The sequence below is a fragment of the Romboutsia maritimum genome, from assembly GCF_002251085.2.
GTDB lineage: Bacteria > Bacillota > Clostridia > Peptostreptococcales > Peptostreptococcaceae > Romboutsia_B > Romboutsia_B maritimum.
Map to the genome: position 1 here is coordinate 253,565 of NZ_NOJZ02000001.1, position 25,446 is coordinate 279,010.

The window sequence follows — 25,446 nt, forward strand, 5'->3', positions numbered from 1 at the left end:
CCTCCTTCAATTTTTAGTATGCACGATTACGCAATAAAAAACCCTCTGATTTTCCAGAGGGTTTCTATTAACTTTTCTTAGCCTGCTTAGCTTCTTCTTTCTCAGCTTTTTCTTTTTTAAAGCTGATTCCTTGAACATGTATATTTACTTGAGAAACTTTTAATCCTGTCATCGTCTCAACAGTATTCTTTACATTTTCTTGTACTTTGAAAGCTATATCTGGTATAGATGTACCGTACTCTATCATAACCATTACGTCTAAGTTAACGTCCTCGTCTTCTACTTGAATTTTTATGCCATTATTTTTAAGTAATTTATCTGTAAATGTAGTTGTAGTTTCTACGCCATCAACTTCTAAAGCTGCAAGTCCTGCTATAGTAGCTATAACATCATTAGATATTTTCACTTGTCCAAAGTTATTATTTTCCATGATAAATACTTACCCCCTATTAAGGAACTTTTTTATAAATATAATAATACCAAATCCTTTAAAACTTTGCAAGAAAATAACCTCAGTTAAATTCTGAGGCTTTTGTTTTAATCGATTAATATATTATATATATTATCCAAACTTGAAAAATTTATCCTATTTAAAGTTAATTTTTTAAATTAATTTTTATTTTTTATTATTATTAACAAGTTTTATATTTTCATATTTTACATTAGCTTGCTGAGCTACTAAATCAAATATTTTTGCCGCTTCTTTTTTCTCTAATTTTTCCTCATCAACTACTACATTTACACTATTATCACTTATATAAACCAATGCATTTTCAAATCCCTTTGTACTTAATAAGTTTTCTATCTGAAGCTCAGTTTCTTGGTCTCTAACTAACTTTAATTTCATCTCAGAAGCTTCTTTTCTTGACTCTTCTGATGTTGATGGATTATTTATCATTTCATTTAAATCCTGTGATAATTCATTTCTCTGTTTTTCTCTAGTCATTTTCATATCTAATATATATGATGCTTTTTTCATATTTTCCTGTGAAGTCATTTGTTTTTCTATTTCTTTACTTGTTTCTGTTACTTTTTCATCTACTTTATTAGCTTTGCTATCTACTATTCCTACTTCTTTGTCTTTTTTATCATTTGATTTATCTGAATTTTTTTCCAATTGTGCTTGCTCATATGCTTTAAATTCCTGAGATACTCCTAATGCAGATTTTTTACTTAATTGATAATTTGCAACACCTAGAACTACTAGCATTGCTGATAATGTTATTACAACAAAACCTCTATTCTTATAATTAAATTTCAATTTTATCCCCCCGTTATATGTATTTATTTAGAATATATTTCAACCTGATGACCAGATATTTGAAGTGATGTTTGTACTGCACTATAAAGCGTTTCTTTTACTTGTGGATTACTTGCTCCACTTGACACTACTATTACTCCTTTAACTTTTGCTTCTGTCGTTTTTATTATTACTGGATTACTTGAATTAGAAGTTACCATAGTCTTATTATCACTTGATGTTGTAATAGTTCTTACCCCCCCTTGTGGATCTTTTTCCTCTGTCTTTTCTGTAGTTGAATTTGAGTTAAAAGCTGGTTGTATTTCTTCACTAGATTCAAAAGTAACCATTACATCTATATCTCCAGCTCCCTCAATTTGAGATAATATTTTTTTTAGTTTGCTTTCTACAATATTTCGCTCATCTTCTTTTGTTACTTGTTTTTCATTTTGCGTATTTGCTTCTTCTTTTTTTAGGCTCTTTTTATCTCCTCCAGGCAAAAAAGGTATTAGTACTAAAGATATTATACATATAGCCCCTAGAGATATTAGTGAGTAAATTTTCTTTTTATCTTTTTCGTTTAAGTTTTTAAACATTCTCCCAACCCCTATTAATCAATTTCTATGGTTTCAATTGAGACATCAAGTATTTTTACCAAATCATCTTTAAGGTCTTTTTTACTTAAATTTAGTTCGTGTTCAGTACTTTTTTGATTATTCTTATCTTTAAACACTTGTGTTGATTTTTCTTTTTTACTAGATTGTATGTCCTTTTCATTATGTTTATTACTATTATTTTTTTCTTTAATCTTTATATTGTTTATATCTGATCCACTAAAGTCTATATCTTCCAACTCATATCCATACTCTTCTAGCTTAAGTTTCAACACTTCTTTCAACCCATCTTCATATCCTTTTTCTAAACTATTTGTACCAGTTTTTTGCATTAAATTATTAGTACTCTCCACGTATTTTCTATTATAATCGCCCATTGATTTCAGTATCTTATCTTCTAAATTCATATCTTTTGAAAAAAAACTTATAATAGGTGTTATTACAATAAATACAAATATAAAATTAATAACTAAATTTATATAAGGCTTTATTTTTGAAGAAGGTAAAATCATATCCACTATATTTATTATAAATACACCAATCAAAATACTAATTATCCACGTTTTAATACTACTTAGCATATAACACCTCCTTAGCCTTGAGATACTACACTTATAGATGTTAATATTGCAACAGTTACAAAGAACATAATAGTTATAGCAATTACACAAGCAAGCATTATCATCATTAAATTTGCTACTTCATTTAAAAAACTTGATATATTTTCTTCTCCTATTGGTTCTACAACTATTGCTGATACTTTATAAACAACTACTACTGATAATATTTTTATAATTGGTAATAAGCAAATTCCAATTAACAATACAAGTCCTATTCCTCCAAATACATTTTTTATAAGTTGAGATGAGGATAATAATATATCTACAGAATCTGAAACAAATCCTCCTACAACTGGTATAAAATTTCCTATTGCAAATTTGGCAGTCTTTACACTAAACTTATCAAAACTAGTTACATATAATCCTTGTATAGATACAAGTCCTAAATAAACCGTAAACATTGCACCTATACAAACTACATTAAATTGTTTTATAAATGAAGCAAATTTCTTAAGTTTAATATTTTTTGATAAATTATTTATAATTAAAACTGCAAATGCAATAGTAATTGATACTAACATAAATTTCTTAAATACAATATTTATAAAAGTTACTCCACCTATAAATATCGGATTTAAAGCTGTTGATGTTATCGGAAATCCTATTACTACTAAAAGAGTTATAAGTATTGGCATAATAACTTGCATAAGTCCAACAGTATTATCTATGGTGTTATAGCAAATATTTAAAACATCCTTAAAACCTATTAACGTTAGTGACACCATTGTTATAAATATTATGTAAGTTGTTATCTCACTTATTGCTCCTGATGAAAATGAATTTTCCAAACTTCTAAGAATTGATGATAAAAGTGCTAAAACTAATATTATAGCAAAAACCCTAAGACTTGATTTTAATTCATCAAATGCCATTATTTTTATTCCATCCTTATTAAAAAGGTCTAATATATTTTTGTCCCCTTTAATAAGATCTTTAACAAAAGTTTTCAAATTTACATCTTTTACACCAGAACCATCTTTTATGTATTTCTCCATTTCATTTAAATCAATTTTATTTAGTTGATTATCTATATAACTATCTATACTGTTTTTAGTTTGTTTATACTCTTCATTGTCATTGTTAGCAAAACATATACTGCAACTTAATATTGTCAACATTATTATTAATATAATAATTGAAAGTATTTTTTTCATAAGTAATCATTCTCCTATGGAATTATATTTAATATTGTTTCTACAATAGATAAAAGTATAGGGAATGACATCGTCATTACTATTATTTTTCCACCAAACTCTAATTTAGAAGCTATATTATTTTCTCCACAATCTTTGCAAAGTTGTATTGCAAACTCCATTAAATATGCTATTCCTATCAGTTTTATTATTAATGATATATACATTGTAGGTATATTTGCTTTGCTAGCTAAATTTTGTATACTTTCTATTATGAAATTCAACTTAAATATAACTGATAATAATATTGTAATTCCTGTAATTATAGCTATAAAGTTTGCTATTTCTGGTCTCTCTTTTTTTATTACTAAGCAGAGTGTAGTCGAAATTATTGCAATCCCTATTAATTGCATTACCTCCAAGATATCTCCTCCTCTTTAGTAAAGCTGAAACATCGTTCTTACTGCATTGAATAAACCACTTATTTCATTCAAAACCATGCCTAAGACTATTATTACTCCCGCTAATGTAGTAAGAGATGCCCAATCTTTTCTATCTGTTTTTTCTAAAATCATATTTAATACTGATATTAATATTCCTACACCTGCAACTTTTAATATCAATGTTATATCCATACCCAACCTCCTAAATTAAAATAATTCCTATACCTATTCCTATAAAAGTGGTTAATTTTTTATATAATAATCCTTTTTTATTTATATCGTCTTTACTTTCATCAGTAAGCTTTTTAAGATTTTCTATGCTTAAATCTATCATTCTTTCCTGAGATAAAATATCACTTTTACCTAGAGTAAGTATAAGTTTTTTTACTTCATCAACCTCCTTATTTTGTAAATATGTTTCTTTAGTTAAAATATCTATATTGTCTTTTACTATTTCATCTAAAATTTTACTTGAATTTTTATGTAAATCTAATGACATACTTTTAAAAAATATTGATAAAGAATACTCTTTTCTCTGACCTACTCTTTCAAAAATTTCCTCTAATGTATATAATCCAAAAGACAAGTCCATCCTTATTATCTCTAATATTCTTATGAGATCATTGAGTTGTTTATGTCTTTTTGTATAAGCTTTATATAAATAATCACCTATTAGATAACTGCATCCCACTAAAACTCCTATAAGTATTATTTTAAGTTGCAAAATACCATCTCTTTTCTTCTAAGTCATAAACTTTATCTATAGTTCCTGGTCCTTCTTTTGCTGATAATAATATTACTTTTTGAAATAATTCTTTGTCTAATAGGTTACTTAGTTCTTTTCTTGACTTTATATCTTCTATAGAATCACCATGCACTGTAGTTATCAAACCTACACCGCCATTTAGAGCCGTGTAAAGCGCCTTAATTTCACTTTCATTGCCTATTTCATCTGTTACTATTACATTAGGTGACATAGACCTTAGAAGCATCATAATTCCGACATCCTTAGGGCAAGTTTCTATTATATCTGTTCTTATACCTATATTCATTTGAGGTATACCTAAATAAGATCCTGCTATCTCATTACGTTCATCTATAAGTGCAACTTTCATTCCCCTAAACCCTAATCTTTCATTTCCATTACTTAAATTTCTTACTATATCTCTAATTAAAGTTGTCTTTCCACATTGAGGTGGAGATATTATCAATGTATTATTAATTTGATTATCATTTTTTATAATATGATTTATGATTTTATCTGAAGCTCCTATTATTTCTCTAGAAACTCTTATATTTAAGGATGATATATGTTTTATATTTTTAACTTGTCCATCTTCTACTATTGCTTTTCCTACCAATCCAACTCTATGACCACCTCTTAGAGTTATAAATCCTTTTTTAATATCATCCATAAATGAATGAATTGAGTATTTGCAAATTATCTGAAATGTTTGTTCTATATCATCTCTAGTTACTATGTAAGGATTATCCATTTTTAAATTAAGATTCTTTGTTCTTTCATCATAGAAGTAATCCTTATTATTGGCATTTAATATTAGTGGTTTTTGAGTTCTTAGTCTTATTTCTTCTATACTTATGTTTTTATATATAATATGCTTTATTTTTTCTCTTAGGTTTATAGAAAGTGAATTTATTATTTCATCTGAAAGTTTATTCATGTCTTGTCCTCCTCTCTTGTTTGTATAATTATATTAAAACTTCTTAAATAATATTACAAAAAAGAGACAGCCTCAAAATTTTAAATTTTGAGGCTGTCTCTTTTTAGCTATATATAAATTATTTTTCTTCTTTATTTTGTTCTTCTATTTTTTTCACAACTTCTTTTATATCCTCAACTACATTACCTTGAGCAAATTTGATACCCTGATTTATTGCATTTTTTATAGCTTTAGCATTAGAGCTTCCATGAGCCTTTATAACTCCTCCATCTACACCTAGAAGAGGCGCTCCTCCGTACTCTGCGTAATCCATAAAACTTTTTAACTTTTGTAAATCACTTTTTATAAGCATTGCGCCCATTTTACCTTTTGTACTAGATAAGATAGTTTCTTTTATTAATTTCATGACAGACATAGCTACACCTTCAACAGATTTTAATAATATATTTCCTGTAAATCCATCACAAACAATTATATCCGTACATGCATTTATAGCATCTCTAGCTTCAACATTTCCTATAAAGTTTAAATCTAGCTTTTTTAGTTCTTCATAAGACTTTTTAACTAAATCATTTCCTTTTCCTTCTTCGATTCCTACGTTAGCCAATGCTAATCTTGGATTTTCAATTCCTAAAACTTTTTTTGAATAAATATTACTCATTGCTGCGAATTCAACTAAATTTCTAGGTTTACAATCTGCATTTGCTCCTCCATCAGCTATTAATGTCATCCCATGCTTTGCATTAGGCATAGCTGGGCATAAGCATGGTCTATCGATTCCTTTTATTCTACCTACTACAAACAATCCTCCTGCTAGTAGTGCCCCTGTATTCCCTGCTGAAACTACAGCATCTGCTTTTCCTTCTTTCACTAATCTAAGTGCTATAACCATAGATGCATCCTTTTTACTTCTAATTGCTTTTACTGGCTTGTCTTCATTTTCTATAACTTCCGTCGTATGAATAATTTCTAACTTACTTCTATCAAATTCATAATTAGAAAATTCCTTTTCTAATAACTCTTTATCTCCTGTTACTATTAAATCCACATTATACTCTTTAATTGCATCAACTACACCCTCTACATTTGATTTAGGTGCATTATCTCCACCCATTCCATCTATAACAATTTTCATATTTTAACCTCCTACTCTATTTCTTCGAAAATAAATTCACCTATATATATATTCTCTTGAGCCCTATTATTGATAACTACTTTAACATAATATTTCTTATCTTCTTTTTTATAAATTTCAGCTTTTGCTATAAGTCTATCTTTTTGTTCAATTAATTTTAAACACTTTCCATTTACTTCTCTCATTATTACCTTAGGTGCATCTATTATTGCCATAGCCAATGAATTAGCTAAGGAAAAAACATATGTATCTCTTAAAGTATTTGTTTTTGAGTAAATCATATCCTCAGAAATTTCTAACATCGATATGCCTAATTGTCCAACACATAAATCTATAATTTCTCCAGTAATTTCTTTCATTCCTAGAGTTTTTACCTTTGAGCTTTGTGTCTCTGCTATAGATTTTACTCTTTCTCTTAGTTCAGGTATATTTAAACTCATTCTATCTAACCTAATAGTTTGAATACTAACTTCAAATAAATTAGCTAATTCTTCATCTGTATAAAAAGGGTCTTCATTTAAAATATCAACAAGTTCTTTTTGTCTTTGATCCTTGCTTTTCTTTTTCATATTACCTCCAAAATTATATGTACAGTTAACACCTGCTACTAATTGCAGTGTATAATACTGTACATATTTTTTCAATACTTATTAATATTTTAATTATTTATAAATTTAATATAAAAAAAACATGTAGAATATTCTACATGTTTTTTTTAGAAATTATTATTCAGAAACAACTTCTTTACCTTTATAATATCCACAATCTGGACATATTCTATGTGGTAATTTTGGCTCATGACATTGTGGACAACTTACAAATCCAGTTGCTGTCATTTGTGAGTTAGCCGCTCTTCTCATTTTAGTTTTTGATTTAGATGTCTTACGCTTTGGTACTGCCATTTACGCCACCTCCTTAGTCATTTTTAAACAAATCTTTTAATTTAGCAAAACGGGGATCTATAAGCTCCTCGTCGTTCGCGGTTTCATTGCAAGAACATTCTTCTTTATTTAAGTTTGCTCCGCATTTGTGACAAAGTCCTTTACAATCTTCACTACAAAGACTCGCAATAGGCATATTGAAGTCTAAAGTTTGTTCTATTATATCAATAAGATTTACTTCATCTGAATGATATATAAAAGCATCATAGTCTTCAAAACTATCTTCGTCATAATCTTCTTTAACTAAAAATCCTTGTATAGAATACTCTATTGGCACTTCTACATCATCTAAACATCTTGAACAAGTATCAAGAATAGTAAAATCAACATCTACGTCTAAATATAAACCTTTATTCGTATTAGAAATCTTACCTTTTAAATTTAGGGGTGAAGTTAATTTGTAATTGTTATCACAATAATTAATAGTATCAACTTTTTGAGAAAAATTCAAGTCTAATTTGTCAGTTTCTCTTTTATTTAATCTATCTAGACTAATTTTCATTCATTTCACCTCAATATGTTGCCAAATTTATTATACAAATCTCGCATTTGTTTGTCAAGTATTTTTACTTGATAGATAAATTTGTAAAAACTTTATATTGTAAAAAATATCAACTAAAATTTAAGGTAGGTGTTAACCTACCTTAAGTATATTATATCCTTTTATAATTATTTTACTAAAGATAAAGTATCTCTAGCTATCATTAATTCTTCATTAGTTGGTATTAATAATACCTTTACTTTAGAATCTTCTGTAGATATAACTCTTTCTTTTCCTCTAACTTTGTTAGCTTCTCTGTCTAATTTCATTCCTAAGAATTCCATATCAGAAGCTATAGATGCTCTCATGTCTATACCATTTTCACCAACACCAGCAGTGAATACAACAACATCTACTCCGTTCATTTCTGCAGCATAAGAACCTATATATTTCTTAACTTTTTTAACATAAGCTTCTAAAGCTACTTGAGCTTTTTCATCTCCATTTTTAGCTGCATCTTCTATATCTCTGAAGTCACTTGATATTCCTGTCATTCCGTATACTCCAGATTGTTTGTTCATTAAGTTACTTAATCCATCAGCATCTAAGCCTTCTTTTTGCATTAAGAATGGTAATATAGCAGCGTCTATATCTCCACATCTAGTTCCCATTATTAAACCTTCTAATGGAGTGAATCCCATAGAAGTATCTACACATTTACCACCATCAACAGCAGCTAAAGAAGCTCCGTTACCTAAGTGACAAGTTATTATTTTTAAATCTTTTATGTCTTTTCCTAACATTTCTGCTGCTCTTTGAGATACATATTTATGAGAAGTTCCGTGGAATCCGTATCTTCTTACACCGTATTTAGTGTATAACTCATGTGGTAAACCATATAAGTAAGATGATTTAGGCATTGTTTGATGGAATGCAGTATCAAATACTGCTACCATTGGTACTCCTGGAAGTATAGCTTTACAAGCATCTATTCCCATTATATTAGCTGGGTTATGAAGAGGAGCTAATTCTATACATTCTTCTAATGCTTTTTCAACTTCTTCAGTTATAACTACTGATTTCGCGAATTTTTCACCTGCATGAACAACTCTATGTCCTACAGCTTCTATTTCTTTCATGTCTTTAACTCCACCGAATTCTGGGTGAAGTACAGCATCTAATACTAATTTTATAGCATCTTGATGGTTATTCATTGGTTGCTCTATTACAAGTTTGCCTTCTACACCATCTTTTTCTTGCTTAAGTATTGATCCTTCTATTCCTATTCTTTCAACTAATCCTATACATAATACTTCTTCATTTGACATATCTATTAATTGATATTTTAATGAAGAACTACCACAGTTTAATACTAATATTTTCATTAGTGTACCTCCTTAAAAATTTTATCAATAATTATGTAATTAGTCTATTTAGACTTTACTTTTAAAGTTTTTTCAAAATTGTATACATTAAACAATTTATTTAACATAAATAATATACCATCTTTTAATTTAAAAGTACATACTCTATTTTTAGACCCAAATAATAAACTTATATTTAAGTTTATACTTTTTATACTTATAGTATTATAACATAGATTATTTTTATCTATTTGTTATAATATTATAATATAAATATTGTTTTTGTAAAACAACTTTATTTATATTAATTTTAGTTATTAAAATTTTTCATACTATTAAAATACGTACCATGAAGTAATTCTATATATATTATATATTTCCTTTATTTGAGAATTTTATTAATATTATTATATATAAATTATAAATTTCATGGTATCTATTTAGTTATATAATAAAAGGAGAATACTTATGAATATTTTAGGACTTGTAGTTGAATATAACCCTTTTCATAATGGTCATTTATATCACTTAGAAACATCTAAAAAAATATCTAATGCTACTCATACCGTAGCAATTATGAGCGGGAATTTCTTACAAAGAGGAGAACCTGCCTTAATTGACAAATATAGTCGTGCAAAAGCTGCTGTTTTAAATGGTGTAGATTTAGTTATTGAACTACCTACAATGTTTGCATCCCAAAGCGCTGAAATATTCGCTCATGGTGCCATAGCTACTCTTAATTCACTAAATTGTATAAGTTCTATTTGTTTTGGTAGTGAATACGGAAATATTGATGTACTTTCAATAATTTCAAAAATTCTTGTTAATGAACCAAGTGAATTTAAAGTTCTTTTAAAAAAATATTTAGATGAAGGGATGCTATTTCCAACAGCTAGAAGTCTCGCATTATTTGAATATATTAACAAAAATAAACTAATAAATATATCTAAAGAAAGTTTAACAGATATCTTAAATTCATCTAACAATATTTTAGGTATAGAATATATAAAAAGTTTATTAAAATTAAAAAGTACTATAAAGCCTTATACTATTACAAGAATTAAATCTGAATATAACAGTGAATCTATAACTAGCAATATTTGTTCTGCTACTGCTATAAGAAAAACGTTAAAAGACTGCTGTGATATTTCTTTTACAAAGTCTGTAGTTCCAAAAGATACATATAAAGTTTTAAATGATAAAATTAACAATCAATTTTATCCTGTTTTTGATGAAATGTTTTTTGATACATTATCTTCAATAATAATTAGAGATATAAATCATTTAAATAATTACTTTGAAGTAAATGAAGGTATCGAAAATAAAATATATAATAATATTTTCAAATCTAATTCTTTAAATGAACTTCAACTTGCAATTAAATCTAAAAGATATACATTGACTAAAATCAAAAGAACTCTTAATAATATTTTATTAGGAATCACCAAGGATGATATGAACTTAGTTAAAAATATAGATTGTTTACCATATGTCAGGGTTTTAGCTTTTAATGATAAAGGACGTGAAATTTTAAAATCTATAAAAAATAATTCAGAAATAAATATTATTAATAAATTTTCAAATATTTCATTTTCTATGAATGATGAAGTATTTAAAACTTTAATAAATTATGATATAAAAGCTAGCAATATGTATAATTTTATATATTATAAAAATAATAAAAATCTTTTAAAAGGTCCAATGGATTTTTATACTACTCCTATTTATGTAAAAAAAGAGTATTAAATCTAAATCAAAATTATTTATTTTTCATATATTTTTAAATTAATTAATATAATATCTTATATTATTATGATTCTAGGTGATATTATGAAAAAAAATAAATTATTCATGTTCTTTTTTCCAGTATTTATAGTTATGTTTTTAATTTTAGGTATAATTTTATTTCCCAACGAATCCATAATATCTGCTAAAGAAGGAATTAGTATCTGGACATCCGTACTTATCCCTTCCCTTCTTCCTTTTATAATAGGTGCTAACTTAATTGTTGATTTAAAAATTGCAGATATTATAGGGTTCATAATTAACCCAATAACTAAATTTATTTTCAATGTATCTGGAAAAGGAGCTCTTGTTTTTGTTATTTCAACAGTATCTGGCTATCCTGTTGGATCAAAATTAGCTTCCGAATTACGTATTAACAAACAAATTTCTTTAAACGAAGCTCAAAGATTAGTTGCATTTTGTTCTACATCTGGTCCATTGTTTATAATTGGCTCTGTTGCAACTGGCATGTTTCAAAATCCATCGCTAGGATATTTAATGATTATTTGTCATTATTTAGGTTCAATAACTGTCGGCTTATTATTTAGAAACTATGGTAAAGAATCATTGCCAAAACCAAAGTATGATGTGAAAACAAATATAAGAAATGTCATTGACACTAGATACTCTAATGGTAATGGTTTTTTTGTATCATTTGGAAATGCTGTTTTTAGTGGAGTAAATACACTACTTTTAATTGGAGGCTTTGTTATAGTATTTTCTGTGATATTTAAAATTTTATCTTTATTCAAAATAATTCCTATACTATCTACTATTTTATATATACCATTATCATTTTTAGGAATTACTAAGGAGCTTTGCCAAGCTTTTATAAGTGGTCTTTTTGAAATGACTATCGGTTGTAATAATATATCATCTGTATCATCTCCTGAGGTGATTAAAGCCACTTTAGCAAGCTTTCTTATTGGGTTTAGTGGTTTATCCATATTAGCTCAATGTTGTAATTTTATAGCAAAGACAGATATAAATACAAACTTGTACATTTTAAGTAAATTCTTACACGGTATATTTGCTGCTATATTTACATTTTTAGCTTATCCATTATCTAAATCCACAGCTTTAGTTTCTAATTTCAATAATGTTTATGACACTCTTTATAATAACTCACTTTGGATTTACTACATAAATAACTATCAAGTTATTTTACCTTTTGTTGTTTTATTTTACTTAATATCATCATTGTATATACTTAATAAATCAAGTAATCCTTATTGTAAAAATACATAATAAAAATCTTTTAAACATAAAAGAGGCTGTCTCAAAAAAACATAATTTTTTGAAACAACCTCTTTATTGCATATTTATCTATCTGGATTTAATTGTGCTCTATCTCTAGAAACTTCATCTAATATTCCTTTCAAGTTATGCTCTACACTTAAAAGAACATCTTCTGCATAATCAATAGATCCTAATCTTATTTCTGTTGCTATTCTTTCTGCTCTTTCAACTATTTCTTTTGCCTTCTCTTCTGCCTTAATAACAGGTTCACTAGCTTCTACATAGGCTTTCACTACTTCTTCTGAATTTTGTTTAAGAGCTTCTACATCTTTGCTATATTCTTCATGTATTCTTTTGGCTTCTTTCTTTGCTTGTTCTATTAATTCAGCAGCTTCTTGTTTAGCCGAATTAATAATTTTATGTCTTTCTTTATTTATCCAAACAGCTTGAGTGACTTCTTCTGGAATTAATGCTTTTATATCATTAATTATGCTAAGTACTTCTTCCTTATCTACTCCACATTTATGTGAAAAAGGAATAGTAGATGCATTAGTTATAATGCTCTCTAATTCATCAAATAACTCCATCATTTCTAAGTCTACCTTCATCTTTTACTTCCCCCTATTAGTTTTTCTTTTTAATTCTTCTAAAACTTCTTTTGGCACTAAATTTTTTATATCTGCATCAAAAGCTAATACTTCTTTTATTAAAGATGAACTTATAAAAGAGTATTTAGTAGTAGTAGGTAAAATTACAGTTTCTATATTAGGATTTAATTCCTTATTCATGTGAGCCATCTGAAGCTCATACTCAACATCAGCTCCACTTCTTACCCCTCTAACCAAGGTATCTATACCGTTTTCTTCGCAGTAATCCACTAATAATCCATTAAAACTCACAACTTTAACATTATCTAAATGAACAGTACAAGATTTTATAAGATTAACTCTTTCTTCAAATGTAAAAAGTCCTTTTTTATTAGGGTTAAAAAGGACACCAATTTGCAATTCATCAAAAATTCTTGCTGAACGACAAATTATATCCAAATGTCCATTTGTAATAGGATCAAAACTACCTGCAAACATGGCTTTTTTCATTTTCTTAATCATTTTATTTATGCCTCCATCTTATAAAACGTTAATGTAGTATTTCCGTATTTCTTATCTCTACTTTTTTCTAGTCTGCCTATATTTTCTGGAAATTCATCATTTGAATCATGCTCTACAACTATTATACCTTCTTCATTTAATAAATTTGATTTATCAATATTTTCAAGGGCTTGTACAAACATATTCTTATAATATGGAGGATCCATAAATATAACATCAAATTTTTCATTTTGTATTGTTAGCTTATTAATTGCATCTTTAAAGTCTGAATTTATAACTATACTTTCTCTTTCAGCCCTTGCTTTTCTTATATTTGATTTTATTATACTAATGCTTTCTTTACTAACATCTACAAAAACACATTTTTGAGCTCCTCTAGATATGCACTCAATTCCTAGTGAGCCTGTTCCAGCAAATAAATCTAGTATATTACTATCCATTATGTATGAATTTATTATATTAAACAACGACTCTTTTACTCTATCCGTTGTCGGTCTTACATCCTCATTTTTTGGAGTATCTAATTTTAACCCTCTTACTCTTCCTGAAATAACTCTCAATGTCATATCTCCTCTCAGTATATTTTAGCATAAATTTAATTTAATTTAATGAAATTTCTTTAACTGCATACTCAAACTTATCGAAAATTTCCCTTTTTAATAAGTTATTCTCAAAACTATATAGCCCATGGTCTTCTCCAATAATATATCGAGCTTCTTGTTGAGCTATTTTTAATATTTTCATATGTTTAAATATATTTGCAACTTTAAGTTCTGGCAGTCCATGTTGTCTTGTTCCAAAAAATTCTCCTGGACCTCTTATTTCTAAATCTTTCTCTGATATTTTAAATCCATCATTTGTTTGTTCCATTATAGACATTCTTTGTCTACAAACATCTGATTTAGATGCATATATTAAAATACAATAAGATTTGTGAATACCTCTTCCAACACGACCTCTAAGCTGATGTAATTGTGCAAGTCCAAATCTTTCTGCATTTTCAATAATCATCAATGTTGCATTTGGCACATTTACACCAACCTCTATAACTGTTGTAGAAACTAATATATCTATCTCTTTATTTTTAAAACTCTTCATTATATTTTCTTTTTCTTTTGATTTCATTTTTCCATGAAGAAGACCCACTCTAAGGTCACTAAAAAATTCTAGTTTTAATTCCTCTACCAATTCAACTGCAGCTTTAGCCTCTATAGCTTCACTTTCTTCAACTAATGGACATACTATATAAACTTGTCTTCCTTTTTCAACTTCTCGTCTTACTAAATTATTGTAAGCTCTGTCTCTTTTTCCTTTATCAACTGCAATGGTTTCTATAGGTTGTCTACCTGGAGGAAGCTCATCTATTATAGATATATCCAAATCTCCATAAAGTATTAATGCTAGGGTTCTTGGTATAGGTGTCGCTGTCATTACTAATATATCTGGGTTTTGTCCCTTTTCAGAAAGTTTACTTCTTTGCCTTACACCAAAACGGTGTTGTTCATCAGTAATTACTAATCCCAACTTGCTAAATTCAACTTTATCTTCAATCAAAGCATGTGTTCCAATTAAAATATCAACCTCTTTATTTTTTACTTTTTCTAAAACATTTTCTTTTTGCTTTTTTGTTAAACTTCCCACTAAAAGTTCTACATTCATATCAAATCCCTTAAGAGTTTCTGTAAGTGAAACATAATGCTGCTCTGCTAGAATTTCAGTAGGTGCCATCAAAGCCCCTTGATAACCATTTAAAACACAATTAGCTAAAGATAATAATGCCACCACCGTTTTACCGCTTCCTACATCTCCTTGAACTAATCTATTCATAACTTTAATAGAGCTCATATCTTCAATAATTTCATTCAATGCTCTATTTTGTGCACCTGTTAATTTGAAAGGTAATGAATTAATTATATCAGTTAATATTTTATGTCTTTCAAATTTTATTCCTTTAGACTCTGTATTTCCATTTTTAAACATAAATAATCCGAGTTGTAAAATTAAAAACTCTTCAAATACAATTCTATATAGTGCAATTTTTAATGATTCTTTACTACTTGGAGAATGAATGTTTCTTATAGCATAATCAATACTACATAATTTATATTTTTCAATTATTCTTTTAGGCATATACTCTTTTATTTTCAAATTTTCATCAGACAATACCATTTTTATCATACTAATAAGTTCCTTATTAGTAACTCCAAATGTAAGAGGATAAATAGGCATTATCTTACAAGTATTTTTAGGAGCATTGCTAAGATGTTCTACTTCACAAGATGTTATCTCTATATTTTTAAATTCTTTTTTTACTTTTCCAAATACTAATATAGTATCTCCTGATTTAAATGTATTTTTTACATAATCTTGATTAAAAAATACTAATTTAGCAAATCCAGTTTCATCTTTTACATCAACTTTAGTCAATGTCATACCTTTTTTAGGATTATAAGTAGTAACTCCTATTACTATAGCTTTTATAGTTGCCTTATCTTCATTTTCTAACTGTGCTATTTTCTTTAAATTATTTCTATCTTCATATTGTCTTGGAAAATAGAAAACTAAATCCTTCAAGGTGAATATTCCCAATTTATTTAGTTTATATGCTTTTTTAGGACCTACTCCTTTTACATATTGTATATCTTTCATTAAATCACTCATCGTAATCACCTATTACATAAAAATCCTGTATAATTAACTAAAATAAGTAGCAAAATTATACAGGATTTTTCTAATAATTATTCAACTGAAATTAAGTAATAATAAAGAGGTTGACCTCCATAATATAACTCTACGTCTATATCTTCAAACTTCTCTTCTAATGCATCACGAAGTTCGTTTGCTTGTTCTTCGCTTACATCTTCTCCGTAAAATAAAGTTATTATTGCAGTATCTTCATCTACTATTTTTTCTATAAGATTTGTAGTTATTTCATCTACTTTATCTCCAGCAGATAATAATTTTCCTTCTGCTATACCTATTATATTACCTTCTTTAACTTCAATATCATTCATTACAGTATCTCTTACAGCATATGTTACTTGACCTGACTTAACTAACTGTAAAGAGCTCATCATGGCTTCTGTATTTTCTTCTACACTTAAATCTCCGTTAAAGTTTACTAATGCCGAGAATCCTTGAGGAGTATTTTTTGTAGGTATAACTATTATATTCTTTTCACTTAATTCTTTAGCTTGATTAGCAGCCATTATTATATTTCCGTTATTTGGGAATATAAATATATTTCTAGCATTTATATTTTCTATTGATTTCATAAAATCTTCTGTACTTGGATTCATAGTTTGACCACCTTCTATTATATGATCAACTCCAAAGTCTTTAAATATATCAGCTAGTCCTTTTCCCATAGAAGTTGCTATAAAACCATACTCTTTTTCTTCTTGAGATACTACTACTTCTTCTGACTCTACAAGCGTATTTTCATGTTGTAATTTCATATTTTCTATTTTTATAGTTAATAATTGACCGTACTTTAATGCTTCTTGTAAAACAATACCTGGTTCGTTAGTATGAATATGAACTTTTATTACTCCTTCATCTCCAACTACAGCTAAGCTATCTCCATGAGGAATCATTATATCTCTTATTTGAGTATCTTCTATTTTGTCGCTTTCTAATATAAATTCCGTACAATAACAATATTTTATATCTTCAGTTGAAATATTAGATTTACCTATTTCAACATTTTGTACATTACTAGAGTTAGCATCTTTAGCTTTTATAGGATTTCCTTTTAAAGCCTTATACATACCTTCATATATAAGAACTAAACCTTTCCCTCCTGAATCAACAACCCCAGCTTCTTTTAAAGCCTTTAAAAGTTCTGGTGTTCTATCTAAAGATTTGTTCGCTTCTTTTATTAATTCTTCTAAAAATGTAATCATATCTTTTTCTGCTTTAGAAGCCTTTATACCAAACTCTGAACTTTCTCTTACTACTGTAAGTATAGTTCCTTCTATAGGCTTTATTACAGCTTTATATGCAGTATCTGAACCATTTTTAAATGCAAGTGCTAAATCTTGAGTAGATAATGTTTCTTTACCTTCTATAGATTTTGCTATACCTCTAATTATTTGTGATAATATAACTCCAGAATTTCCTCTAGCTCCCATAAGAGAACCTTTAGATAACGCCTTACCTATATCCGTTATATTTTCATTATTCACTTTTGCTAATTCTTTCATAGCGTAAGATATAGTAAGTGACATGTTAGTTCCTGTATCTCCATCAGGAACTGGGAATACATTAAGTTTGTCTACTAACTCTTTATGGTTTTGAAGATTGTTCGCTCCTGAGACAAACATATCCCTTAAAATTTTACCATCTATATACTGAATCATTTTCTTCCTCCTAAATTACTTAACTCTAATACCTTGCACGTTAATATCTATTTTACTTAATTTTATTGACGTAAATTTTTCAACTGTGTATTTTACTCTATCAATTATGTTATTTGCAACTGTTGATATATTTGTTCCGTACTGTATTATAACATAAAGTTCTATTGCTATGGTATTATCTTCTAATTCTTCCACTTTTACGCCTTTAACAGCATTTTCACCTTTAAGTAATTCAACTATACCTTTAGATTTATATGCTAAACCTACTAATCCATAACTCTCCATAGCAGCTCTATATGCTATTTGGGCTATTACATGCTTATCTATTTCTACACTTCCATATTGGTTAGTTACTTTTGCACTCATGGTTGACCCCCTTAAGTTCATTTTTTTTATTTTTATTTTGCTCAAAAATTATCCAAAACTTTCTTTTTTTTAAATAATATAAATTATAACTACTATAATACTATAAATGTGTTATAATTTAAACCTACCTAATTTTTAATTCGGCAAATATTTTTTAATTTAAACTTTTAATGAGATATTTTCAAATAATAAATTAGTATAAAAAAAGAAAATATTTAGAATTTCTTTTTTAATATTTACTTTATATGAAATTATATATATAATTTTATATGATAATAAGAAATTCTTCAATATGTGTAGGACAAATATATATTTCATATTGCACGATTTTAATTTTTATGTTAATATAAATATGTTTTTAGTCTTTAATAGTTATCATTTTAAGGAGGTGTACGGATAATGGCAAAAATATGTAGCGTATGTGGTAAAGGAAAGGTTTCTGGAAACCAAGTATCACACTCAAATAAACATAGTAGAAGAACATGGTCAGCAAACTTAAGAAGCGTTAGAGCTATAGTAGATGGTACTCCTAAGAGAGTAAAAGTTTGTACTAGATGTTTACGTTCTGGTAAAGTAGAAAGAGCTTAATAAGCTTTTTATTTAAAAGCCTACTTAATTAGTAGGCTTTTGTTTTTGTTAAAGAACAATCTCAAAATATCAAACTTTTGAGATTGTTCTTTTCTTTTTATCTTTTTTCCTTTCTCATAAAATGCAACACTATATTAGAAAGCCACTTAGGAAATTTTATAGTTATCATTTTCATATTCATACCTCCAAATTTAATTTTTTCAAAATTTCTTACTTAATTATAAAAATAAAATATAATTCAAAATTATTCCCAACTTCTTACTTTGTATTTTCTTTAATATAAGAATAATAAAACTCCACAAGATATAAGAAGTAATGCTGTAATAGCCAACCATATCCAATTAGGTAGTATCATAGATAAAATTACTGTAGCGCCTGTAGCTAAACATATTATTCCTAACAAACCCTTTGATTGATTTCGCATAAAACACCCCCCCTAGCGCCTACATTATTACTTTTAAAAAGTTCTCATATACTTTAAATTTATGCAAAATTAAGTATTTTTAGACCTGTCCTACTTTTTAATTCACATTTTTACATAAAAAAATAAGACGGTGCCATCTAAGATTAAATTATCATTCTTAAATGGCATCACCTTATTGCAAAATTCTTTTAAATCTATCTACATATTCTATATTTTTCATACTTGAAGTTTTACTTAAACCTTTAGAAATAAAGTATTTATCTAACTTTTCAATTTCTAAATATGTTTCCATTTCTTCTTTAGTTCCACCTAGATAATTATTTATATCTATAGTGCTGTCATCATTAAATTTAATTTTATAATAAAATTGACCCTTATCCCTTATATATGGGATTCTAGAGCCATATACGCCTGTATTTATAGATTTTATATCTTCTATACTGTATTCTTTTCCTAGGGGATGAAAAATGGAATATGTTTTTATTTTGGAATAATCTATGACACTTACATTTGTTATAACTGCATATAGCAAAACAATGTTTACTAAAATAAAACTTTTTCTATGTTTTTTCCATATTTTTTGATTTTTTTTATAAAAATCAGAACTTTTCTTCTTTTCTTTATACATACTTGCTTTATACATGATAAATATAATCCAAATAAATTCTAATATAAATATCACTTTATTTTGTGGAGAGTTAATAGTCCACATAAAATAGTCTTTTGGTACAAAAATAAATTCTTGTAACTTTAATATAATAATATACACACCAAAAAATAATATAATTGTACTAAAAAATATTATTATCCATTTTGTTATAAATTTTAAAATTTCTTTAATTTTATACAATATTATTCCCATTTTCCCTCCTAAATACATTTTTCAATATTATAACATAATTTAGGAATTCACTTATTAATCATTGTTTTTATGATAATTTATAACAAATATAAATTAATATTTTATTTTTATATCCTTACACACAAAATCAACAATAGGATTTACCAATTTTTTATTTGAAAAATCAACAGGCTTTTCAAATGCTTCTAACATTTCTTTTGAATCTTGATCTAATTCTTCTTCTTTCTTTGCCTTCAAAGTTATTTTCATAACATTCATTAAAACTTTATCAGCTACTCCTAATTCTTTATAATTAAAAGCACCTCTTAAGTAAAACAAGTTAATTTTTTCTCTAATATCTTCTTTAAAATTTGATTTTAATATAGTATTTTTACTTTCTTGAAATTTAGAAGAAAGTCCTACTGCAAAAACTATTATATTTTTATCTTCTATCATTTTATAATTTTTATTAATTAAGTCTATTCCCTTTATTTTACCAGCACATAAAGGGCCTCCATATATAATAACATCATATTTAATTAAATCATTTTTTCTTACATCTGATATTTCATATAAATCTGCATCTAATTTAATAGCTATCCAACCTGCATATTTTCTTGTACTACCATATTTACTTTTATATATAACAGCTATTGAGCTATTTTCATTTAACATAACAGTTCCCCCTTACAATATTCTATTAATTAATACTATATGACTAATACTCATATTAATCCTTCTATAAACATTAATTTAATTAAAAAAGGGTGTATTTAATCACACCCTTTTTATCAATTTAATACAATATCCAATAATATATATTAATTTTTTTTATTCCTTATTATAAGTACTGTTCCTTTATCAACATTTACCTTACATTGATTTTCCAACATAACATTTGATATTCCTATTGGAGATGAGTACTTCATATAAAAATTTGTAAGAGGATATTCTAAATTAGTAAGAGTAATCCCTTTAGCATCTCCTTTTATAGGAATCACAGATACAGTATCTCCAACTTCTCCGTCTATAATCATTTCTTCATCTACTGCTATATATATATCTTCCTTTTCAGAAAGAATTCTTCCATATATTTGAACTTCTTTTAGATAATCCAGCAATTTAATATTAGCAAGCATGTGATCTATTCGTCCACCTAAAGAACCTATAAAATCTACTTGACTAGCATTAATCTGTTGTGATAAATAAATACATAACTCTGTGTCTGTTTCATTTTTTTTTGATGGAAATTTTTTAAATATAACATTTTTATCTTTATAATAAGATATTATATTTTTATTAATAGAATCTAAATCTCCTAGTATATAATTTGGACTTATATTCATTTTATATGCGTGATTTGCTCCTCCATCAGCACATATTATATAATCATAGTGTTGTTTAGAAATTATATTTTTCATAATTTTATAATCTTGTATTTCTCCATTTAAAATAATACAAATTTTCATATTAACTCCTTATAAAGAAGCATTTTTTCTAAACAACTTAACTGTTTCACTTATATCATTACTATTAAATATAGCTGACCCTGCAACAATTACATTAGCCCCAGCTTTAACTACTTTATATACATTTTCAGGTTTTATACCACCATCAACTTGAATATCTACATTTAAATTCTTAGAATCTATAAGTTCTTTTAATTCTTCTATTTTAGGTATCATACTTTCTATAAAAGACTGCCCTCCAAAACCAGGATTAACAGTCATTATAAGAACCATATCTATATCTTGTAAAACATGTTTTATAGTATCTATAGGTGTAGCCGGATTTAAAGCAACACCAGCTTTAACATTGTGTGCTTTTATATTTTGTATAGTTCTATGTAAATGTCTACAAGCCTCTTGATGAACTACTATTAAATCGCAACCTGCATCTGCAAATTCCTTTATATATCTGTCTGGATTTTCTATCATAAGATGAGCATCAAAAACCATATTTACATCTTTTCTTAAACTCTTTACAATTGCAGGCCCTAAAGTAATATTAGGTACAAAATGTCCATCCATCACATCAATGTGTAAGTATTCACATCCTGCATTTTCTACTTTTTTAACTTCCTCTAATAATTTTGCAAAATCTGCTGATAATATTGATGGTGCTAATTTAATCATTTTAGTATCTCCTTTTCCCTTGTCTTATTTCATTTAATAATTGTATATAACTTTCATATCTTTGCTTAGATATTTCCCCATTCTCAACTGCTTCTTTTACAGAACAACTAGGTTCATTTTCATGTATGCATTTAAAACCAAATCTACAGTTATCAAACTCTTCAAATTCTATAAAGTACTCTTTAAGTTCATTTTCAGATATACTATCAAGCGTAAGTGAACTAAATCCTGGAGTATCTGCTACCATCGCTCCACATTCTAATTTTAAAAGTTCAGCATGTCGAGTAGTATGCTTTCCTCTTTTTATTTTATCACTTACTTCACCTGTTTGTAACTCAAATTTACTATCTATTTCATTTAATAAACTTGATTTACCAACTCCAGATGGACCTGCAAATACAACTATATTTCCTTTTAATTCATCTTTTACTTTATCTATATTTAATTTAGTTTTATTACTTACCGAAATAACCTTATATCCACTAAGCTCATATATACCTTTTATTTCATCTAAAGTATTCTCATCATCTAAATCTGCTTTAGTCAAAATTATAACTATTTCTAAGTTCTCCTTTTCTGCAAGAACTATAAATCTATCCAATAAAGAAAGGTGAGGTTTCGGATTCTTAATTGCAAAAACTATTAAAGCTTTATTTACATTAGCTATAGGCGGTCTTACTAATTCAGTATCTCTTTTTTCTATGTTTTCTACAACACCCTTTTTAGTTTCTTCATCAACTACACTTATACTAACTCTATCTCCAACTAAAGGTGTTATCTTTTGTTTTCTAAATATACCTCTAGCTCTACATTCATAAAGTCCATTTTCTGTATCTACGTAGTAAAATCCCCCTATACCTTTTATGATCGTTCCTTCTAACATTAAATTCCTCCTTCAAGATTTCAAGTAATATAAATATTGTATCCTATTTTTATATAATATCATATATATGATATTAATTAATGATACTTTTAATTTATTCTTTTTTTATATAAATATTTATAAAAAATAAATACATTAGTAAAAAGTTTTTTTATATAAAAATAGTCCAACTAAATTTTTAGTTGGACTTATCTTATATGATTTTTACTCTGTTACTTCTCCATTTGTTTCAACAGGAACTTCTCCACTATTTTCTCCAGCACTTCCTGAACCTGGTTGAGATCCTGAACCTGTATTTCCTTGATTATTATCCGTACTTTCTGGTTTTTCTGTATTATTTTCTACATTACCAGTTCCTGTATTTCCTGGTTTAGTAGTATTTGAACCATTTCCAGTATTTCCACTTTGACTTGGTTTACTTGGTTTAATAGAATGACCTGTATTTTCATTTGTTTTACTATCGGTATTTTTATTTTGTTCAGGGGTAATTGTTTGTGTATTATTTTCGGATGGAATAGACGTTTTTTCTGGTCCCTTACTTACCACTAAACTTATTTTTTCACCTTCTTCAATACTTCCTAATCCAGCTGTTGGACTTTGACTTAAAACTACACCTTCTTTATAAATCTCACTAAATTGATATTTTATATTTCCTAATTCTAATTTATTTTCTTTTAATATATTTTCTGCTTCTCCTAAATTAAGACCTACTACATTAGGTACTTCTGCTTCTTTAGCACCTTTACTTAATATTATGTTTACAGTATCACCTTTTTTAACTTCACTTCCAGCTACTGGTTTTTGTGAAATTACATGGTCTTTTGGTACCCTTGCATTATATTCATCTCTTACAATAATTTGTAATCCTAATTTTTCAAGTTCTTTATTTGCATCTTCTAAACTCATATTTGCAAGGTCTGGAGCTACCATAGCTTCAGTTTGAGTTCCTGATTTCCAAGGTATAAACTTAATCGCTATAAATACCTGTGCTAATAAAATTATTGCTAATATTACCACAGCTATTTTAAGCCTCTTTTTAGTTTTAGGACTGTCTTCTTTTTTAGGCTTTTTCGTTTTTTTCTTCTTCGGAACTTCTTCCATTAATTCATCATCCTCATATTCGTAGTCATAGTCATCTTCATCATACTCATCTTCTTCATTTGATGTTGATTTATTCATGTCATCTTGATCAATTTTTTTTGTAGCATAATTATCATATTCTTTTATAAAATCTAAGTCTATATTTTTTTCTATATACTCAATGTCTTCTATCAATTCTTCTGCACTTTGATATCTATCTGCACTAGATTTCTCAGTTAATTTCTTTATTATAGTCCTTACACTTTGAGGAATATTTACTTTTTCTTCAGAAGTAAATTCTATATCATCATTTATATGTTGTAATGCAATCGATATTGGACTATCTCCTCTAAACGGTACCTTACCTATTAACATTTCATATAAAACTATACCTAGAGAATAAAGATCTGCATTATTAGTTACAAATTTACCCTTAGCTTGTTCTGGAGAAAAATAATGCACTGATCCTATTATGCTTCCTATATTAGTCATAGTTGAATTAGATACAGCTTTTGCTATACCAAAATCAGCAACCTTAACTACTCTACCCTCATTAGATATAAGTATATTGTGAGGTTTTATATCTCTGTGTATTATGCCCTTTTTATGAGCTGCACTAAGTGCCATAGCTATCTGCTTAGTTATATCAAGAGCTGTATATTCATCTAAAGTTCCTTCAGTTTGTATTATTTCTTTTAAATTTTGTCCTTCTACAAGCTCCATTACTATATAATGAACTTTTCCATCTTCTCCTACATCATAAACATTCACTATATTAGGATGAGAGAGACTAGCCACGGCCTCAGCCTCTCTTTTAAATTTAGTTAAGAATTCTTCGTCGTCTACAAATTCTGGTCTAAGTACTTTGACTGCAACAGTTCTATTTAATAACTTGTCTTTTGCTTCATACACAAAAGCCATTCCACCATCACCAATTTTTTTGATGATTTCATATCTATTTCCTAAAATTGTATCTCCCACT

The 25,446-nt window shown here is 27.2% G+C and carries 30 protein-coding genes; 3 read left to right on the plus strand and 27 right to left on the minus strand.

What is annotated here, in order from left to right; translation table 11 throughout:
- Positions 1-67 precede the first annotated feature (67 nt).
- The 14 genes from CHF27_RS01215 to CHF27_RS01280 form a co-directional block, all read right to left on the minus strand.
- Positions 68-430, minus strand: a complete 363-nt coding sequence (locus CHF27_RS01215; RefSeq protein WP_095404795.1) for an Asp23/Gls24 family envelope stress response protein — start codon at positions 428-430, stop codon at positions 68-70.
- 186 nt (positions 431-616) lie between these two features.
- On the minus strand, positions 617-1,261 hold the full coding sequence (locus tag CHF27_RS01220) for a SpoIIIAH-like family protein (RefSeq protein WP_095404794.1): 645 nt from the start codon (positions 1,259-1,261) through the stop codon (positions 617-619).
- A 23-nt stretch (positions 1,262-1,284) separates the two neighbouring features.
- Positions 1,285-1,836 carry a stage III sporulation protein AG gene (locus CHF27_RS01225; protein WP_095404793.1) on the minus strand — a complete coding sequence of 184 codons (552 nt, stop codon included), beginning with the start codon at positions 1,834-1,836 and terminating at the stop codon, positions 1,285-1,287.
- Positions 1,837-1,850: 14 nt separating this feature from the next.
- Positions 1,851-2,435 (minus strand): stage III sporulation protein AF, encoded by a 585-nt coding sequence (locus CHF27_RS01230; RefSeq protein WP_095404792.1) that lies wholly within the window; start codon positions 2,433-2,435, stop codon positions 1,851-1,853.
- An 11-nt stretch (positions 2,436-2,446) separates the two neighbouring features.
- Positions 2,447-3,628: a stage III sporulation protein AE gene (gene spoIIIAE, locus CHF27_RS01235; protein ID WP_095404791.1), complete on the minus strand. Its 1,182-nt coding sequence runs from the start codon at positions 3,626-3,628 to the stop codon at positions 2,447-2,449.
- Between the two features lie 14 nt (positions 3,629-3,642).
- Positions 3,643-4,020 carry a stage III sporulation protein AD gene (gene spoIIIAD / locus CHF27_RS01240; protein WP_243444920.1) on the minus strand — a complete coding sequence of 126 codons (378 nt, stop codon included), beginning with the start codon at positions 4,018-4,020 and terminating at the stop codon, positions 3,643-3,645.
- Between the two features lie 24 nt (positions 4,021-4,044).
- Complete coding sequence (gene spoIIIAC, locus CHF27_RS01245; protein WP_095404789.1) at positions 4,045-4,242, minus strand: stage III sporulation protein AC; 198 nt, start codon at positions 4,240-4,242, stop codon at positions 4,045-4,047.
- Positions 4,243-4,252: 10 nt separating this feature from the next.
- On the minus strand, positions 4,253-4,774 hold the full coding sequence (locus CHF27_RS01250) for a stage III sporulation protein AB (RefSeq protein WP_095404788.1): 522 nt from the start codon (positions 4,772-4,774) through the stop codon (positions 4,253-4,255).
- Positions 4,764-5,732: a stage III sporulation protein AA gene (spoIIIAA, locus tag CHF27_RS01255; protein WP_095404787.1), complete on the minus strand. Its 969-nt coding sequence runs from the start codon at positions 5,730-5,732 to the stop codon at positions 4,764-4,766. Before spoIIIAA ends, CHF27_RS01250 begins: the two co-directional genes overlap by 11 nt.
- A gap of 118 nt (positions 5,733-5,850) precedes the next feature.
- The gene (gene plsX / locus CHF27_RS01260) at positions 5,851-6,867 is read right to left on the minus strand and encodes a phosphate acyltransferase PlsX (protein ID WP_095404786.1); all 1,017 of its coding nucleotides are present in this window, start codon (positions 6,865-6,867) and stop codon (positions 5,851-5,853) included.
- Between the two features lie 11 nt (positions 6,868-6,878).
- Positions 6,879-7,436 carry a transcription factor FapR gene (gene fapR, locus CHF27_RS01265; protein ID WP_095404785.1) on the minus strand — a complete coding sequence of 186 codons (558 nt, stop codon included), beginning with the start codon at positions 7,434-7,436 and terminating at the stop codon, positions 6,879-6,881.
- A 156-nt stretch (positions 7,437-7,592) separates the two neighbouring features.
- Entirely contained in the window at positions 7,593-7,769 is a 177-nt protein-coding gene (rpmF, locus tag CHF27_RS01270; RefSeq protein WP_095404784.1) for a 50S ribosomal protein L32, read from the minus strand.
- 13 nt (positions 7,770-7,782) lie between these two features.
- Entirely contained in the window at positions 7,783-8,310 is a 528-nt protein-coding gene (locus CHF27_RS01275; protein ID WP_095404783.1) for a YceD family protein, read from the minus strand.
- Between the two features lie 167 nt (positions 8,311-8,477).
- Positions 8,478-9,674, minus strand: coding sequence for an acetate/propionate family kinase (locus tag CHF27_RS01280; protein WP_095404782.1), 1,197 nt, complete (start codon positions 9,672-9,674; stop codon positions 8,478-8,480).
- 447 nt (positions 9,675-10,121) lie between these two features.
- On the opposite strand from CHF27_RS01280, the gene CHF27_RS01285 reads away from it, so the two are divergent.
- Both CHF27_RS01285 and ylbJ read left to right on the plus strand, forming a co-directional pair.
- Positions 10,122-11,399, plus strand: a complete 1,278-nt coding sequence (locus CHF27_RS01285) for a nucleotidyltransferase (RefSeq protein WP_095404781.1) — start codon at positions 10,122-10,124, stop codon at positions 11,397-11,399.
- A gap of 84 nt (positions 11,400-11,483) precedes the next feature.
- The gene (gene ylbJ / locus CHF27_RS01290) at positions 11,484-12,686 is read left to right on the plus strand and encodes a sporulation integral membrane protein YlbJ (RefSeq protein ID WP_095404780.1); all 1,203 of its coding nucleotides are present in this window, start codon (positions 11,484-11,486) and stop codon (positions 12,684-12,686) included.
- A 74-nt stretch (positions 12,687-12,760) separates the two neighbouring features.
- Here the strand turns inward: ylbJ and CHF27_RS01295 are convergent, their stop codons facing one another.
- The 6 genes from CHF27_RS01295 to CHF27_RS01320 all read right to left on the minus strand — a co-directional run bounded on the left by CHF27_RS01295 (position 12,761) and on the right by CHF27_RS01320 (position 18,513).
- Complete coding sequence (locus tag CHF27_RS01295; RefSeq protein WP_095404779.1) at positions 12,761-13,285, minus strand: hypothetical protein; 525 nt, start codon at positions 13,283-13,285, stop codon at positions 12,761-12,763.
- 3 nt (positions 13,286-13,288) lie between these two features.
- Positions 13,289-13,786: a pantetheine-phosphate adenylyltransferase gene (gene coaD / locus CHF27_RS01300; protein ID WP_095404778.1), complete on the minus strand. Its 498-nt coding sequence runs from the start codon at positions 13,784-13,786 to the stop codon at positions 13,289-13,291.
- A 5-nt stretch (positions 13,787-13,791) separates the two neighbouring features.
- Positions 13,792-14,346: a 16S rRNA (guanine(966)-N(2))-methyltransferase RsmD gene (rsmD, locus tag CHF27_RS01305; protein WP_095404777.1), complete on the minus strand. Its 555-nt coding sequence runs from the start codon at positions 14,344-14,346 to the stop codon at positions 13,792-13,794.
- Between the two features lie 40 nt (positions 14,347-14,386).
- Entirely contained in the window at positions 14,387-16,447 is a 2,061-nt protein-coding gene (gene recG, locus CHF27_RS01310) for an ATP-dependent DNA helicase RecG (RefSeq protein WP_095404776.1), read from the minus strand.
- A gap of 77 nt (positions 16,448-16,524) precedes the next feature.
- The gene (locus CHF27_RS01315; protein WP_095404775.1) at positions 16,525-18,147 is read right to left on the minus strand and encodes a DAK2 domain-containing protein; all 1,623 of its coding nucleotides are present in this window, start codon (positions 18,145-18,147) and stop codon (positions 16,525-16,527) included.
- A gap of 15 nt (positions 18,148-18,162) precedes the next feature.
- On the minus strand, positions 18,163-18,513 hold the full coding sequence (locus CHF27_RS01320; protein WP_095404774.1) for an Asp23/Gls24 family envelope stress response protein: 351 nt from the start codon (positions 18,511-18,513) through the stop codon (positions 18,163-18,165).
- Between the two features lie 399 nt (positions 18,514-18,912).
- Here CHF27_RS01320 and rpmB point away from each other — a divergent pair, with 399 nt between their 5' ends.
- Entirely contained in the window at positions 18,913-19,101 is a 189-nt protein-coding gene (rpmB, locus tag CHF27_RS01325) for a 50S ribosomal protein L28 (RefSeq protein ID WP_095404773.1), read from the plus strand.
- A 274-nt stretch (positions 19,102-19,375) separates the two neighbouring features.
- On the opposite strand, the gene CHF27_RS01330 is transcribed toward rpmB, so the two are convergent.
- The 7 genes from CHF27_RS01330 to pknB all read right to left on the minus strand — a co-directional run bounded on the left by CHF27_RS01330 (position 19,376) and on the right by pknB (position 25,445).
- Positions 19,376-19,525, minus strand: a complete 150-nt coding sequence (locus CHF27_RS01330) for a 2-oxoglutarate translocator (RefSeq protein WP_095404772.1) — start codon at positions 19,523-19,525, stop codon at positions 19,376-19,378.
- A gap of 172 nt (positions 19,526-19,697) precedes the next feature.
- Positions 19,698-20,387 (minus strand): hypothetical protein, encoded by a 690-nt coding sequence (locus tag CHF27_RS01335; RefSeq protein WP_095404771.1) that lies wholly within the window; start codon positions 20,385-20,387, stop codon positions 19,698-19,700.
- Between the two features lie 93 nt (positions 20,388-20,480).
- A complete protein-coding gene (locus CHF27_RS01340; RefSeq protein WP_095404770.1) occupies positions 20,481-21,041 on the minus strand; it encodes a flavodoxin domain-containing protein in 561 nt (186 codons plus the stop codon).
- Positions 21,042-21,187: 146 nt separating this feature from the next.
- A complete protein-coding gene (locus tag CHF27_RS01345; RefSeq protein WP_095404769.1) occupies positions 21,188-21,835 on the minus strand; it encodes a thiamine diphosphokinase in 648 nt (215 codons plus the stop codon).
- A 9-nt stretch (positions 21,836-21,844) separates the two neighbouring features.
- Positions 21,845-22,501 (minus strand): ribulose-phosphate 3-epimerase, encoded by a 657-nt coding sequence (rpe, locus tag CHF27_RS01350; RefSeq protein ID WP_095404768.1) that lies wholly within the window; start codon positions 22,499-22,501, stop codon positions 21,845-21,847.
- 1 nt (position 22,502) lies between these two features.
- Positions 22,503-23,384 (minus strand): ribosome small subunit-dependent GTPase A, encoded by an 882-nt coding sequence (rsgA, locus tag CHF27_RS01355; protein ID WP_095404767.1) that lies wholly within the window; start codon positions 23,382-23,384, stop codon positions 22,503-22,505.
- A gap of 204 nt (positions 23,385-23,588) precedes the next feature.
- A complete protein-coding gene (gene pknB, locus CHF27_RS01360) occupies positions 23,589-25,445 on the minus strand; it encodes a Stk1 family PASTA domain-containing Ser/Thr kinase (RefSeq protein WP_095404766.1) in 1,857 nt (618 codons plus the stop codon).
- Position 25,446 lies beyond the last annotated feature (1 nt).